This is a genomic window from Streptomyces sp. NPDC060027 (assembly GCF_042737005.1).
Lineage (GTDB): Bacteria > Actinomycetota > Actinomycetes > Streptomycetales > Streptomycetaceae > Streptomyces.
Genome location: NZ_JBHWVI010000214.1, coordinates 1 through 15,102, shown reverse-complemented (window position 1 = coordinate 15,102; position 15,102 = coordinate 1). Strand labels below are relative to the sequence as shown.

General features: G+C 71.2%; 11 protein-coding genes. 5 read left to right on the top strand and 6 right to left on the bottom strand.

Annotated features, from left to right (window positions below; translation table 11 throughout):
* Positions 1-61: 61 nt before the first annotated feature.
* Both ACFWBT_RS34945 and ACFWBT_RS34940 read right to left on the bottom strand, forming a co-directional pair.
* Positions 62-3,370: a S8 family serine peptidase gene (locus ACFWBT_RS34945; protein ID WP_385706985.1), complete on the bottom strand. Its 3,309-nt coding sequence runs from the start codon at positions 3,368-3,370 to the stop codon at positions 62-64.
* Between the two features lie 243 nt (positions 3,371-3,613).
* On the bottom strand, positions 3,614-4,219 hold the full coding sequence (locus tag ACFWBT_RS34940; protein ID WP_385706984.1) for a CGNR zinc finger domain-containing protein: 606 nt from the start codon (positions 4,217-4,219) through the stop codon (positions 3,614-3,616).
* Positions 4,220-4,346: 127 nt separating this feature from the next.
* Between ACFWBT_RS34940 and ACFWBT_RS34935 the strand changes: the two genes are divergently transcribed.
* The 4 genes from ACFWBT_RS34935 (at position 4,347) to ACFWBT_RS34920 (ending at position 9,124) form a co-directional block, all read left to right on the top strand.
* Positions 4,347-4,808, top strand: coding sequence for a VOC family protein (locus ACFWBT_RS34935; RefSeq protein ID WP_385706983.1), 462 nt, complete (start codon positions 4,347-4,349; stop codon positions 4,806-4,808).
* Between the two features lie 14 nt (positions 4,809-4,822).
* Complete coding sequence (locus tag ACFWBT_RS34930; protein WP_385706982.1) at positions 4,823-5,839, top strand: pyridoxamine 5'-phosphate oxidase family protein; 1,017 nt, start codon at positions 4,823-4,825, stop codon at positions 5,837-5,839.
* A gap of 258 nt (positions 5,840-6,097) precedes the next feature.
* Positions 6,098-7,882, top strand: a complete 1,785-nt coding sequence (locus ACFWBT_RS34925) for a TIGR03767 family metallophosphoesterase (RefSeq protein WP_385706981.1) — start codon at positions 6,098-6,100, stop codon at positions 7,880-7,882.
* A 90-nt stretch (positions 7,883-7,972) separates the two neighbouring features.
* A complete protein-coding gene (locus ACFWBT_RS34920) occupies positions 7,973-9,124 on the top strand; it encodes a serine hydrolase domain-containing protein (RefSeq protein WP_385706980.1) in 1,152 nt (383 codons plus the stop codon).
* Between the two features lie 62 nt (positions 9,125-9,186).
* On the opposite strand, the gene ACFWBT_RS34915 is transcribed toward ACFWBT_RS34920, so the two are convergent.
* The 3 genes from ACFWBT_RS34915 to pepN all read right to left on the bottom strand — a co-directional run bounded on the left by ACFWBT_RS34915 (position 9,187) and on the right by pepN (position 13,885).
* On the bottom strand, positions 9,187-9,789 hold the full coding sequence (locus ACFWBT_RS34915; RefSeq protein WP_385706979.1) for an isochorismatase family protein: 603 nt from the start codon (positions 9,787-9,789) through the stop codon (positions 9,187-9,189).
* A gap of 184 nt (positions 9,790-9,973) precedes the next feature.
* Complete coding sequence (locus ACFWBT_RS34910; RefSeq protein ID WP_385706978.1) at positions 9,974-11,026, bottom strand: hypothetical protein; 1,053 nt, start codon at positions 11,024-11,026, stop codon at positions 9,974-9,976.
* Positions 11,027-11,278: 252 nt separating this feature from the next.
* Positions 11,279-13,885 (bottom strand): aminopeptidase N, encoded by a 2,607-nt coding sequence (gene pepN, locus ACFWBT_RS34905; RefSeq protein ID WP_385706977.1) that lies wholly within the window; start codon positions 13,883-13,885, stop codon positions 11,279-11,281.
* A gap of 192 nt (positions 13,886-14,077) precedes the next feature.
* On the opposite strand from pepN, the gene ACFWBT_RS34900 reads away from it, so the two are divergent.
* Positions 14,078-14,746, top strand: coding sequence for a DsbA family protein (locus tag ACFWBT_RS34900; RefSeq protein WP_385706976.1), 669 nt, complete (start codon positions 14,078-14,080; stop codon positions 14,744-14,746).
* A gap of 74 nt (positions 14,747-14,820) precedes the next feature.
* Here the strand turns inward: ACFWBT_RS34900 and ACFWBT_RS34895 are convergent.
* Positions 14,821-15,102: hypothetical protein (locus tag ACFWBT_RS34895; protein ID WP_385706975.1), on the bottom strand; the 282-nt coding region annotated here is incomplete at its 5' end.

Genomic DNA, 15,102 nt, shown 5'->3' with positions numbered 1-15,102 from the left:
CCCGTTTCCGGGCGCCCGCCCCGTGTCCCGGGACCGCTCACGCGGCCGGGGGGTCACTCCGTTACGGCGTGACCTTCTCGATCTTCACGCTGCCGAGGCCCGCGACCGTGCCGCGCGCGTTCACCAGCTGGACCTGCCCGAAGAACTCGCGCCCCTCGGGCGCCTCCGCGGCGGCGGTGACCGAACCGGACACCGTGGCCGAGGCACCGGTCGCGAGCTTCACCGGGGTGGAGTCGTCGACCGAGACCGTGCCGAGGGCGGACGAGAAGAACACGTCCTGGTAGTCGTACGCCGTCGAGCCCGACGGGACCGAGTAGCCCGCGACCTCGATGGTGTACGTCCCGGCGGCGGGGGAGGCGATGGAGACGGCCTCCTCCGAGTCGCCGTCCGCGGACGAGCCGACGACGGTCCCGGCGGCGTTCTTCACCGTCAGGTCGAGGTCGGCGGCGTTGTCCGAGACATTGCCGATGACCACGTCGAGCGACGCGGCGCCCGCGGGCACCTCGACCGTGCTGATCTGCGTCGCGCCGTCGGCGATGGTCGGCCGCGCGTTCTTCGAGGAACCGAGCGGGCCGCCCTTCAGCTTGCCGTCGAGCGCGGCGAAGTTGTTCGTGACCTTCCAGGAGGCGGTGGCCGGGGTGCCGACCTTGGCCTCGGGGACGGTCACGACGGCCGGGTCGAAGGCCGCGCCGAGCACGGCGACATCGAGCTTGTACGGGTTGTCGAGCAGCGGCGACGTACGGCGCGCCTCGACCTCGATCTCCCAGACGCCGGGCTGCGGGTCGGCGTACGAACGCACGCCGGGCGCACAGCCGTTGCCGTCGAGGTAGTTGTTGTAGCAGTACGGGGTACCGGTGTTGTCGACCGGAACGCCGTACGGGTGGATCGCGATGAACCGGGTCTGGCTCTTGTCCTTGAGCCCGCCGATCGCGACCTCCAGGGCCTTGGCGCCCTCGGGGACGGTGACGAAGTACGAGGTGCTGCTGTTGCGCTGCACCGAACTCGACGCCGCGTAGGTGTACTTGACGGGGGCCGAGACCACGACGGTCGACAGGATCTGCTTGTCGACGCCCTCGGTCCGCGGGTCGTCGACCTCGAGGATGGCGCTCTTGAGACCGGCGGACTTCGGCGCGGCCTGGACCTTGACGGTCACCGGCTGGTTCAGCGGGAGCCTGACCTCGTCCGAGCCGACGATCCGGAAGGTGTCGGCGGCGTTGTTCTCGAAGTACAGCTCGTGCCGGATCGCCCGGTCCCCGCCCGACGTACGCGTGATGGTGATGTCGTACGTCTTGCGCTCGCCCGCCTTGAGGCCGCCCTCGCGGTCGTACAGGCCGGTGCCGAAGCCCGGCGTCTTCAGCGCGAAGTCGATCGCGGTGTCGACCGGTGCCTTGACCGTGTAGTCGTGGGCGGTGGCGCCGTCCTTGATGGAGTCCCAGGCGTCACCGATGTTGATGAGGCCCGCACCCTCCTCGTACGCCTGAACGCCCTTGGTGTGGTCGGCGGTCGAAGTGAGCGCGGTGCGCAGGGTGGCCGGGGTGAGGTCGATCCCCTTCTGCTTCGCCGCGCTGAGGAGCAGCGCCGAGGCGCCCGCGGCCTGCGGGGACGCCATCGAGGTGCCCTGGAGCATCGAGTAGCCGGCCGGCAGGGTGTAGCCCGCCTCGGCGACCGGGGAGCCCGGCAGCCAGGTCTGGGTGGAGTTGATGGAGGCGCCGGGCGCGCTCAGTGTCGGCGTGAAGCCGCCGTCCTCACGCGGGCCGCGCGAGGAGAAGGGCAGCATCGCGTACTTCTTCTCCACCTGGGAGCCGTAGTTGGCGGCCCAGGTCTCCTTGGAGATGGTCGCGCCGACCGAGATGACCTTGTCGGCCAGACCCGGGTCACCGATGGTGTTCGCGCCGGGGCCGGAGTTGCCCGCGGAGATCACCAGCTGGACGCCGTAGGTGTCGATGAGACGCGTGTAGAGCTCGGAGCGCGCGTTGTTGCCGTCGTTGAGCGCGGGCAGACCGCCGATGGACATGTTGACGATGTCGACGCCGCGGTTGGCGACGAGGTCGATCATGCCCTCGGTGAGCGCGATGTTGGTGCAGCCGCCGGTCCAGGTGCAGGCACGGGAGGAGACGATCTTCGCGCCGGGCGCGGCGCCGTTCATCTTCCCGCCGAAGAGCCCGTTCGCCGAGGTGATGCCGGCGACGTGGGTGCCGTGCTCGGACTCGATGACGCCGATGTTGACGAAGTCCGCCGTCTTGCCGACCCAGGTCCCGCCGTACGGGTCCATGGGGACGTCCTTGCGGATCTCCACGACGAACGGCTGCCGCTCGACGACGTCCGTCGCCGGGTTGTCGGTACCGAAGTAGCCGATCTGGAAGCCGTTCTTGTACGGCTTCATCGGCGCGTCGTCGGTGAAGTCGCTGTTGTTGTTCAGGTCGACGGTGACCGTGCCCGCCGCCGGGTCGTAGAGCACGCCCCACGCGTCGGTGGTGTCACCGTCGCGGTTCGCGTCGCCCGCGGCGTCGCCGCCCGTCGTCGCCGACTCCCGGAACGTGCTGATCTCGTACGAACCCGCCGGCGCCGTCCACGTCTTCCCGCTGTACGTGAAGGTGGGCCCGGCCACGGGGGTGATCATCGGGCGCCAGGTGCCGTCGCTGTCGAGGATCGGGTCGGTCGAGGTGACCCAGTCGACGATCTTGCGCTCGCCGGTGGTGGTCTTCTGCAGGGCGGGGTGGCCCAGGTCGACGCCGGAGTCCAGGATGCCGATGGTGATGCCCCGGCCGTCCGCCTTCGGGTGGTCGTCGACGAAGTCGACGGCACCCGTCTCGAAGGACGGGTTGTACGGGTTCTCGGCGGGGGTCTTCTTGCCGGGACCGGAGTAGGTGGCGGCCGTCGAGTTGTTGCTGCCGTGCTTGGCCGTGTCGGCGCTCGGGGTCGGGTCGTCCAGCGCGATCTCCTGGCGCAGGTCGATCCCGTGCACCGAGGACAGCTTCGCGGCGGCGGCGATGGCCGAGTCCGCCCTGCCCGTCGGGACGGTCGCCCGGACGTAGCCGAGCTTGTCGTAGGTGCGGCCCACCGAGCCGCCCTTGACCGCGTCCAGCTCCTTGGCGACCTGTTCGGTCTGGCCGGGAGCCGTGGCGATCATCATGGTGACGTTCTTGTCGCCGTTGGCCTTGGCCTCGGTGAGGAGGTCGGCGTCGGACGAACCGAGCTTGGCGGCGGCGGACTTGGTGCCCGGGTCGGCCGTGGGCGCGTCCGTGTCCGCGGAGAAGGCCATGGGTATCGGCCCGGCCGCGGAGAGCGCGGCCACCAGGCCCGCGGCCACGGCAATGCGGGCCACGCGTCTCGCGCCCGATATCGGAGCGCGCTGAGGGTCGGAGGTCATCTGCATCCCTTGTAGGTAAAGGAACGAGCGTGGAGCGGCCGGTTCCGGCGTTGCTGACGGACCGGTCGTGTCAGTCCGGTATGTGAACCCGGATGACCGCTCAGCTTTACCCAAGGGACAGTTGTTTGGGGAGAGTTGACCGTGGCGGGATGAAGCCATGGCGCACTTCCGCCATGCGTCATGTCGGCGTTAGCGCCCTATGCGTGGATATCCCGGACAGGATGGATGTCTCGCTTTGTCGATTCAGCTCTCTTTTGTGCGCGCGTAGTGGCGGGACGCTTTCGCGCGGTTACCGCAGGCCGCCATCGAGCACCAGCGGCGGGTGCCGTTCCGCGAGGTGTCGAAGAAGTGCAGGATGCACGCGTCGTGGGCGCAGCGGCGGATGCGGTCCGGGGCGGTGGCCAGCAGCTCCAGGTAGTTGCGCGCGGCGAGCCAGGCCGGCCCCCAGGAGGGGTCGTCGAACTCGGGTGTCTCGCCCGGTCCCCGGTCGGTGAGCGTCAGCCGGACGCGCCCGTGCGCGAGGAGGGCGTCGACGCGGGCGGCGGCCTGCGCCGGGAGGCGGGGGCCGATCCCCGCCGGGTCCCCGTCGCTCTCGGTCCCGTCCCGCCCGTCGTCCGGCCCCCGGGGTGCGTCGATCACCGCGCGCAGGGCGTCGCGGGCTTCGAGCGTGTGCCGCAGGACGGTGTCGTCGGCCGGGAGGTCGAGCCCGTTGCCCGCCAGCCACACCGCGAGGCCCTCGGTGCCGTTCAGCAGGTCCCGTACCACGCCCTCGTGGTTCCAGCGGGTGTTGAGGAGGTCGAGCGAGACCGGCTCGCCCGTGAGGGGGCGGGGGTCGGGGGTGATGGACATGGGGGCTCTCCCTTCGCTGCTAACCGCTCAAGAGTAGGTCACCGGTTGACGCTCTCGATCCTAACCTTTAATGTCAATGACAAGGGTTAGCCTCTCTGGGGGCTGCCGACGACAGAAGGGGACCGTCATGACTCTGCGCACCGGCCACATCGGCCTGAACGTCACGGACCTCGACCGCTCGCTCGCCTTCTACCGCGACGTCCTGGGCTTCGGGGTGCTCGGCGAGGGCAAGGACGGCGACGACGGGGCGCGGCGGTACGCGTTCCTCGGCTCCCCGACCGGGGACGGCCGCCCGGTGCTCACGCTCTGGCAGCAGGCGAGGGGCACGTACGACACCGGCCTGGCGGGCCTGCACCACCTCGCCCTCGAAGTCGACTCCGTCGAGCGGGTCAGGGAGTACGAGACGGCCCTGCGCGGCTACGGCGCGACGTTCGCCCACGAGGGCGTGGTCGCCCACCGTGAGGGATCCGCCTCGGGCGGCATCTTCTTCCACGACCCGGACGGCACCCGTCTGGAGATCTTCGCGGCGAGCGGCGCCGAGGAGGCGCCGGTGCCGAACGCCACCGCGCCGACCTGCGGTTTCTTCTAGGGCGAGGAGCGGTCATGACGTATCACTCGGGCTCGCGGGCGATGCAGGACCGCGTCGGTGTCCGTGATCTCGCCGATCACGTGGGCCGGGCCATCGGCCAGGGCATCCGCCCGGTGGCCGCCGCCTTCCTCGAACTGCAGCCGATGCTGGTCGTCGGCGCGGCGGCCCCGGAGAGCGGCTCGGAGGCCGGAGGCGGCAGCTCCGCAATCGGCACCGGTCCCGGAAGGGGCTCCGGCTCGGCGGTCCCGGGCGAGGGCTCCGGCTCGGAGGGCGATGCGGCCCCGGACGGCATCGGCTCCCGGAGCGGGGCGATCCCGGGCAACAGCGGCGTATGGGCCTCGCTGCTCACCGGGCGGCCCGGATTCGTGCGCGCCACCGGACCCCACCGGATGTCGGTCGCGGGCGGGCTCCGGGCCGGCGATCCGCTCACGGACGCGCTCGCCACCCCGGGTACTCCCGTCGGCACCCTCGCCCTCGACCCGCGCACCCGTCGCCGTATGCGCCTCAACGGCCGGGTCCGGCCGACCCCGCGCGGCTTCGCGGTCGAAGCCGACCAGGTCTTCGCCAACTGCCCCAAGTACCTCCAGAAGAGGGAGGCGTACGAGACGGTCGACCGCCCGGCGGGCGTTCCCCGGAGCGGCACGGAACTCACGTCGTCACAGCGGGAGTTCGTCGAGGCCGCCGACACCTTCTTCCTCGCCACGGTCCACCCGCACGGCGCCGACGCGAGCCACCGCGGCGGCAACCCCGGCTTCGTACGCGTCGACGCGCCCGGCGAACTGAGCTGGCGCGACTACGCCGGAAACTCCATGTTCCTGACCCTGGGAAACCTGGCGGCCGACCCGCGCGCCGGTCTGCTCTTCCTGGACTGGACATCGGGGGCGGTGCTCCAGCTGACCGGCACGGCCCGCACGGAGTTCACCCCCGACGGAGAACGGACCGTCCGGTTCACCCTCGCCGAAGCCGTCGAGACGCCCGCCGCCAGCCCGCTGCGCTGGTCCGCCCCCGCGTACTCGCCGGCCAACCCGTGAACGGGGGGCGACAGCCCCGGAATCACCTCCCCTACCCCGGAAGATGAACGCGGAGTGACCGGCCACCGGCCGTTCGGACAGGACTCCATGGACGGCCAGGGTGCGCCAAGATCCACGTACGGTGATCGGCGCTGCCCGTTGCCGCCCAGTTAACGCGCAGGTCATCCCCGATGCCAACGATCCAGTATGAGCGGGGAGTTCACCAGTCGAGCGCCCCGCGGCCACTGCCGACGCGTTCGTACTCGGGGAGACCGCGCCATGCCGCGCATACGCTCTGTCGCTGCCGTACCCGCCCTCAACCGCCGCACCCTGCTGGCCGCCACCGGGGCGGTGTCCCTCTCCGCGGGGATCGGACTCGCCCTGCGCCCGGAGTCCCCCGCGCACGCCGCGGTTCCGGAGCAGGCCACCGTCGCCGACTCCGTCGCCCGCTCCAGGGCCCAGGCCGGCTCGGCCGCTCCGCAGGCACCGGCCGAGCTGGTCCCGTACACCCGCGGCACCACGCTGAGCGGCGTCGCGGCCCCGCGCTCCGGCTCCTCCGGGTACCGCCGGCTCGGTGACGGCGCCGGCTGGAAGCGAGTCGTGCGCGACGAACTGGCCGCGGGCAAGAACGGCCGCGCCGACCGGCGCACCGCACTCGCCGCGTTCGTGCAGCTCACCGACCTGCACCTGACCGACACCCAGCACCCGCTGCGCCTGGAGTTCCTGCGCTCCCAGAACACGAGCGCCTGGCGTCCGCAGGAGACGCTGACCGTCGCGGGCGCGGTCTCGCTGGTGGAACGCGTCAACTCCCTGCGGGGAGCCCCCGTCACCGGCTCTCCGCTGCACTTCGTCATGACCACCGGGGACAACACGGACAACAACTCCAGGACGGAGCTCGAGTGGTTCCTCAAGGCCATGAGCGGTGGTCGCATCAGCCCGAACAGCGGAGACCCGCGGCACTACGAGGGCGTCCAGGCCTCTGGCCTCAAGACGTACTGGCAGCCCGACGCGGCCCTGCGTGACGCCGACAAGCAGCGCGGCTTCCCGCGCATCCAGGGCTTCCTGGAGGCGGCGATCCGCGAGCTGCGCAGTCCCGGCCTGAGCCTGCCCTGGTACTCCACCGTCGGCAACCACGACGCGCTCCCGATGGGCTGCTACGCCACGCGCGGCGACTCGTACCTCACCGAATTCGCCGTCGGCGGCAAGAAGCTGATGTCGGTCGGCTCGGCGGAGTGCGCCGCGCTCGCCAAGAGCCTGAAGAAGGGCACCAGCCCGAAGGGCAAAGAGGTCCGCGACCTGCTCAGGGCGCACACCCGGCAGATGCGCTCGGTCACGCCCGACGAGAAGCGCGCCCCCTTCACGCCCGCCGAGTACGTCAAGGCCCACCTCGACCCGGCGTACACGGGACCGGGCCCGATCGGGCACGGCTACTCCTCCGCGAACCTCGCCGCGGGCACCCAGTACTACACCTTCCGGATCGCCGAGGACGTCATCGGCGTCAGCCTCGACACCACCGACCCCGGCGGCCACTACGAGGGCTCCATCGGCACGGCGCAGCTGCGCTGGCTGGAGAGGACGCTGCGCGAGAACGACGACAGGTACGTCATCGTCTTCAGCCACCACACCAGCAAGACGATGCGCAACACCTACGCGGACCCCGCCCGCCCGGCCGAGAAGCGGCACGGCGGCGACGAGGTCGTCGCCCTCCTCGCCGGCTTCGGCAACACCCTCGCCTGGGTGAACGGCCACTCCCACAAGAACCAGATCACCCCGCACGCCGCCCCCGGCAACCGCTCCTTCTGGGAGATCTCCACCGCCTCGCACGTCGACTTCCCCCAACTCGCCCGCGTCATCGAGCTGGTGGACAACAAGGACGGCACGCTCTCCCTGTTCACCACCCTCATCGAGTCCGCCGCCCCGCACACCACGGACTTCTCCGACCTCACCCAGACCGGCCTCGCGGCGCTCTACCGGGAGATCTCCTTCAACACGCCCGGGGCCCGCACCGACCTCTCGGGCACCTCCCGCGACCGCAACACCGAGCTGATCCTGAAGAAGGGCTGAAAACGGCTCAACGCGCCCCGGCCGGGCAACCCGTGACCGCGCCCTCGTGTCCGTCCCGTCGACCAGGTCGAACGGCGAGATGGGGACGACATGAGGGTACGTACGGGACTGGTGGGGGCGACCGCAGTGGCGATCGCGGCGACACTGGCGGGACCCGCGGTGGCGGCCCCCGCGAGAGGGGACCATGCGGGAGGGGACCACGCGCCGACCCGGCAGGCTGTCGAGGCGGCCGTGCGCGACGGTGTGCCGGGCGTGACCGCGACGGCCGGGGACCGGCACGGCGCCTGGTCCGCCACGGCGGGCGTCGGCGACCTGCGGACCGGCGCACCGCGCTCCGCCGCCGACCGCTACCGCGTCGGCAGCATCACCAAGACGTTCGTCTCCACCGTCCTGCTCCAACTGGAGGCGGAGGGACGGCTGTCACTGGACGACACGGTGGACCACTGGCTGCCGGGCGTGGTGCGGGGCAACGGGAACGACGGCACCGCGATCACCGTCCGCCAACTCCTCAACCACACCAGCGGAGTCTTCGACTACACCGCCGACGAGGGCTTCGTCCGCACGTACTTCCTGAAGGACGGCTTCCTGCGGCACCGCTACGACACATCGACACCCGGGCAGCTCGTCGGGATCGCGCTGTCCCACAAGCCGGACTTCGCGCCGGGCACGTCCTGGAGCTACTCGAACACGAACTACGTCCTGGCCGGCATGGTGATCCAGAAGGTCACCGGCCACTCCTACGCCTCGCAGATCCGGGAGAGGATCATCGAACCCCTCGGCCTGCACGCCACGTCGGTCCCCGGCACGCGGGTGACCGTCCCGCGGCCCAGCGGCAGGGCGTACTCCAAACTGGCCGAGACGACGACCGGACCGACGTACGACGTCACCACCCTGAACCCCACCCTCGCCTCCTCCGCGGGGGAGATGATCTCCGACAACGCCGACCTGAACCGCTTCTACACGGCACTCCTGAGGGGCAGGCTCCTGCCGCGCGAGCAGCTCGACGAGATGAGGACGACGGTCGAGATCGACGGCATCCCGAACGCCCGCTACGGCCTCGGCCTCATCGACCGCGAGCTGAGCTGCGGCGTCCACGTCTGGGGCCACGACGGAGGCATCCACGGCTCGGTCTCCTCGGCCGTCACCACGGCGGACGGCCGCCACTCCCTCGCCTTCAATTTCAACGGGGACTGGTCGGGCGACAGCGACGCCGTGATCGAGGCGGAGTTCTGCGGGAAGTAGCCGGACGACGACCGTGTCGGCGGGCTCGGTGATCCCCGTCGAGCCGTTCGCGCGGCCGGGCCTCAGCTCTCGGCCCGGCCGTGGACCGACGGCAGCCCCTGGTCCGCGTCGCCCGTCGCGAAGCTGACCTTCGCCGTCTCGACGGTGTCCCCGCGCCGGCCGGGCGCGCTCTGCCACTTCCAGTAGAGGTTGGTGTGCGCGACGACCTCGGCCGGGGTGGGGGCGCCGTACGCCGTGAGGTCCTCCGTGGTGTGGGCGTCGCCGACCAGGGTGACGTCGTACCCGCGGGTGAAGGCGCCGTGGAGGGTGGAGCGGACACAGGCGTCGGTCTGGGCGCCGGTCACGAGGACATGGCCGACGGCACGCTCGGCGAGCAGCTCCTCCAGGTCGGTGGCCTCGAAGGAGTCGCCGTAGTTCTTGTGGACGACGGGCTCCCCGTCGCGGCGGACCAGCTCCGGCACGTACTGCCAGGCCTCGCTGTCCCGCTTCATCCCGTCGTCCGAGTGCTGCACCCAGATCACCGGCACCGCCTCGGCGCGGGCCTTGGCCACGAGCGTGTTGATGTTCGCGATCACGCTGTCGACGTTGTGAGCGCCGTCCACCGCGCCGTGCTGCATGTCGATCACCAGCACCGCGGTGTTCGGGCGATCGGGCAGGGTCGTCATCAGGCTCTCCTGATCTCTCGTCTTGCTCGTCACGGCGGCCGAGTCCGGCCGGGGAACTTCTGCTCGCCCCACAGTAGATCGGGTCACTGACAACGCCACCGGAACGCGGGAAGGGGCCGGCGGGACCACCTCGCGGACCCTCGCCGGCCCCTTCCCTCTCCACCTGGCACCACCCGGTCCGTCACTACCGGGGCAGCACCACGACATACGCCGCCGGATCGCGGTCGTTCGAGGCCATCAGCGCGGTCCGTACGACCGTGGCCTGCTGCTCCATCGCCTCATGGAGCTTCCTCGGGGTGATGTGGACGACGGTGATGCCGAGCCGCTCCAGGTGCTCGCGCTTGCGGGCGTACTCGGACCACCCGGCGTCCCGGTCCTGGCGCGGGGTGCGGGTGTCCAGCTCGACCGCCACCGCCTGCTCGGGCCAGTACGCGTCCAGACCGCCGAGGCGCGGGCCGCCGGGCAGCCGCAGGTCGACGTTCCAGACCGGGTCGGGCAGCCCGTGCTCGTGGACCATCCGGTACAGGCGGGTCTCCGCGATCGCCCTGCCCTCCGCCTTCAGCGAGTCCACGGCGTCCACCACCTGCGGGCGGCCGAGCAGCCGCGCCGCCGTCAACTCCTTGACGACCGACGCCGGTTCGCAGTGGCCGCCGCGCACCGCCTCCGTGAGCAGCCGGAGCACGGCGCCCGCGTCGGTCAGCTCCGCGACCGCGTCGGCCAGGGCCCGGGGCACGGCGGCGACCGGGACCCCGGTCACGAAGGCGGGGGCCGGCAGCGCGGGCGTGCGGACGATGCGGACGCAGCCGGTCGAGCGCAGCCGGCGCATGCGGGGAACCAGCACGTCGATCGTGCCGCGGGAGAGCAGCGGCGCGGCGGAGGTGAAGCCGTGCAGGGCCAGTGCCGCCGGCCCGGTGATCAGCGCGTCCGCGTAGGGCGGGGCGGGGTGCGGCTCCTCGGCGCCCGGCTGGACGGGGATGTGGACCGCCCGTGCGGGGGCGGGGGACCGGGTGGCGTACAGCAGCGCCGCGTGCAGCCGCTCCTCGGTGGTGGGCGGGCCGGGGCGCAGAAGGAAGACGCCCGGAAGGATCCGCTGCCAGGGTCCGCCGGGCCGGCAGCGTTCGTTGGCGTCGGCGCCGGTCACGCCCTGGCCGCGCAACTGGGCGGTGGTCAGGACCCGGCGCTGTACGTGGGACAGGTGGCGCAGGGGGCGGGGGGAGAGCGGGGGGATGTGGTTCATGCCCCGGGGTTTCCCGCCGGGGAGCCGCCCTCTAACCGTTGTTACACGCCCGTCGGCGAATCGGGACAAGCGCGCCCTAAAGTACGGGCGTTCGATTGCCGAAAGATGCTGGTCCGGACGGAGATTAATACGGGTTACGGCTCTGAATACCTGCATTTCGTAACCAGTGGGCGCATCGGATCAGTTCACCGGCGAGGGCACCGGACGCGCGGGGCGCCGGTGCCCTCGGGGCGGGTTCGCGCGGAGCGGGGTTCAGCCCGCCGCGGCGATGTCGCAAGCCTGCCCCCGCAGCGCCCGCGCCAGATCGTCACGCGCCTCCAGCACCAGCCGGCGCAGCGCGGGCGGCGCGTCCTCGTGCGCCGCGAGCCAGGCGTCCGTCGCCTCCAGGGTCTCCGGGGAGTCCTGGAGCGAGGGGAACAGCCCCCTGACCACGTCCATGCCGATCTGGATGGACCGCTCCGCCCAGACGCGGTCGATCGCGGCGAAGTACTTCGCGGTGTAGGGCGCGAGCAGCTCCCGCCGGGACGGCTGGGCGAAGCCGGAGATCGTCGCCTCGACGAGGGCGTTGGAGAGCGCGTCGGACTCCACGACGGCGGCCCAGGCCTGGGCCTTGACCGCGGCCGAGGGGCGGGCCGCGAGGCAGCGGACCTGGTGCCGCTTGCCGGACGCCGTGTCGTCGCGGGCGAGTTCGGCGGCGAGGACGGACTCATCGGCGGCCCCCTGCGCGGCCAGCGGCTCCAGGAACGCCCAGCGCAGCTCTTGGTCGACCTCCAGCCCGTCGATCTTGGCGGTCCCCTCCAACAGGCCCTGGAGCAGCTGAAGATCGGCCTCCTCCGACGCGATGTCGGCGAAGAAGCGGGCCCAGGCGAGCTGGTGCTGGCTGCCCGGCTCGGTGAGCCGCAGCTCCTTCAGCGCACCCTCGGCGAGCAACCGCCCGCCCTCCGCGCGCCAGTCGGGCGCCACGTAGTGGACGAGCGCGGAGTTCGCCCAGGCGTGCAGCATCTGGAGCACGCCGATGTCGGACTCGCGGCCCGCGAAACGCAGCACCAGGCCGATGAAGTCCCGGGCGGGCAGGATCGCGTCGCGCGTGAGGTTCCACAGCGCCGACCAGCACAGGGCACGGGCGAGCGGGTCGGTCATCTCGCCGAGCGCGTCCCGCAGCGTGGCCAGCGAGCCCTCGTCGAAGCGGATCTTGCAGTACGTGAGGTCGTCGTCGTTGACCAGGACGAGGTCGGGGGCCTCCGCGCCGACCAGTCCGGTGACGACCGTGCGCGGCCCGTCGACGTCCACCTCGGCGCGCGCGTAGCGGACGAGCGAGCCGTCCCCGCCCTCGCGCAGCGACTGCCGCCGGTAGAGGCCCACGGCGACGCGGTGCGGGCGCAGTCGGGGGTGCGACTCGGGGGCATCCTGGAGGATCGCCAGCTCGGTGACGCGTCCGTCGGAGCTCAGGATCACCTGCGGGGTGAGGGAGTTGACGCCCGCGGTCTGGAGCCAGGAACCGGCCCAGGCGGCCATGTCCCGTCCGCTCGTCTCCTCCAGGACCGACAGCAGGTCGCCGAGCCGCGTGTTGCCGTAGGCGTTCCGCTTGAAGTAGCGGCGGGCGCCCTCCAGGAAGGCGTCCTGTCCGACGTACGCCACCAACTGCTTGAGGACCGAGGCGCCCTTGGCGTAGGTGATGCCGTCGAAGTTCAGCTTGGCGTCCTGAAGGTCACGGATGTCGGCCGTGATCGGGTGGGTGGACGGCAGCTGGTCCGCGCGGTACGCCCAGGCCTTGCGGCGGTTGGCGAAGGTGATCCAGGCGTCGGTGAAGCGGGTCGCGCCGACGTTGGCGAACGTGCCCATGAAGTCGGCGAAGGACTCCTTCAGCCACAGGTCGTCCCACCACACCATGGTCACCAGGTCGCCGAACCACATGTGCGCCATCTCGTGCAGGATGACGTTCGCCCGGGCCTCGTACGACGTCTGCGTCACGTTGCCGCGGAAGATGTACTCCTCGCGGAAGGTGACGAGACCCGGGTTCTCCATCGCGCCGAGGTTGTACTCGGGCACGAACGCCTGGTCGTACTTCCCGAAGGGGTACGGGTAGTCGAAGTGGTCGTGGAAGAAGTCCAGCCCCTGCTTGGTCACCAGGAACACGTCGTCGGCGTCGAAGTGGGGGGCCAGGCCCTTGCGGCACAGCGCGCCGAGGGGGATCTCCAGCGTCGTACCGTCGTCGAAGGCGCGGGAGTAGGAGTCCGTCACATAGTGGTACGGGCCGGCCACGACGGCCGTGATGTAGGTCGAGATCGGCTTCGTCTCGGCGAACTTCCACACACCGTCGGCGAGTTCACCGGAGCCGTTGCTCCAGACGGTCCAGCCCTCGGGGGCCCGCACCTCGAAGCGGAACGGTGCCTTGAGGTCCGGCTGCTCGAAGTTGGCGAAGACGCGCCGGGAGTCGGCGGGCTCGTACTGCGTGTACAGATACACCTCGCCGTCCTCGGGGTCGACGAAGCGGTGCATGCCCTCGCCGGTGCGGGAGTAGGCGCACCGGGCGTCCACGACGAGTTCGTTCTCGGCGGCGAGGTCCTCCAGCCGGATGCGGGAGCCGTCGAAGACCTCACCCGGGTCGAGGTCCCTGCCGTTGAGCGTGACGGTCGTCACGCGCGGAGCGATCAGATCCGCGAAGCTCGCCGCGCCCGGCTCGGCGCAGCGGAAGCGGAGCGTGGTGACCGAGCGGAAGGTGCGGGGCTCGCCGGCCGCCTCTCCGCGCTCCGGCTCCCCGACGGCCGAGCGCAGGTCGAGGAAGACGCCGTAGCTGTCGACGGACAGCAGTGCCGCCCGCTCCTGGGCCTCGTCGCGGGACAGATTCTCACCGGGCACGGCTGCACTCCCTCATGGCGTCATAGACATGCGCGAACAGGACCGATCCTGCCATGTGCCCCTGACGCCGGGCACTGCGACGGCGGAGACACCGGGGAATCGCGCCGACGCGCGGGAATCACACGGACGCGCGGGAATGGTGCGGACGCGTGCCGGTGTTGGCCTCGGAAAGACCGCGTTCCGAGGAGAGCCATGCCCGAGCAGACCGCTCAGACCAGTTCCGGCAAGACCCCCGTCGACTTCTGGTTCGACCCGCTGTGCCCCTGGGCCTGGATGACCTCGCGGTGGGTGCTGGAAGTGGAGAAGGTCCGCGACATCGAGGTCCGCTGGCACATCATGAGCCTCGCCGTACTGAACGAGCCCAAGCTGGACGAGCTTCCCGACCACTACCGCGAGATGCTCGCGACCACGGCATGGCAGTCGGTCCGGGTGGTCACCGCCGCCTGGCAGAAGCACGGCGACGACGTCCTCGGCCCGCTGTACACCGCGCTCGGCACCCGTTTCCACAACGACGGCACGGGCCCGACCAAGGAGGCCATAGCCGGCGCCCTCGAAGAGGTCGGACTCCCCGCCGACCTGATCGACTACGCCGACCAGGCGGACTTCGAGTTCGACGCCGAGCTGCGCGCCTCCCACAAGGAGGGCATCGAGAAGGTCGGCCAGGACGTCGGCACCCCGGTCATCGCCGTGCCCGGCGCCGACGGCGAGCAGCTCGCCTTCTTCGGCCCGGTCGTCACCCCGGCCCCCAAGGGCGAGGAAGCCGCCAAGCTCTGGGACGGCACGCTCATGGTCGCCTCGGTACCGGGCTTCTACGAGATCAAGCGCACGCGCACGGCGGGCCCGGACTTCAGCAACCTGTAGGCGGCTCCGGTCCGGTGCCGGTCAGGGGGCCGGTCCCGGGGTTCCGCCACCGGGGGTCCGCCACCGGCGGCGGACTACGTGGCGTCGGGCTCGGGGAAGTTGTCGCCGTCGCGCCAGTTGCTCCAGCGCTGGAAGCGGCGGCAGCCCGGACGGGTGCAGCGGTGGTAGGCGGCCGGGTCGTCCACCTGTTTGATCTTGCGCACCGCCTCTTCCTCGTCCTTGGTGAGCTTGCGGAACTTCTGCAGCGGTCCTCCGCAGTTCGGGCAGTGCACGTCCACGGCGACACCTCCGTATGAGAACGGACGGGAAAGGTCGAGAAGCATCCGGGTGCCGAACGCCGGCTCCGCGAGCGTAAG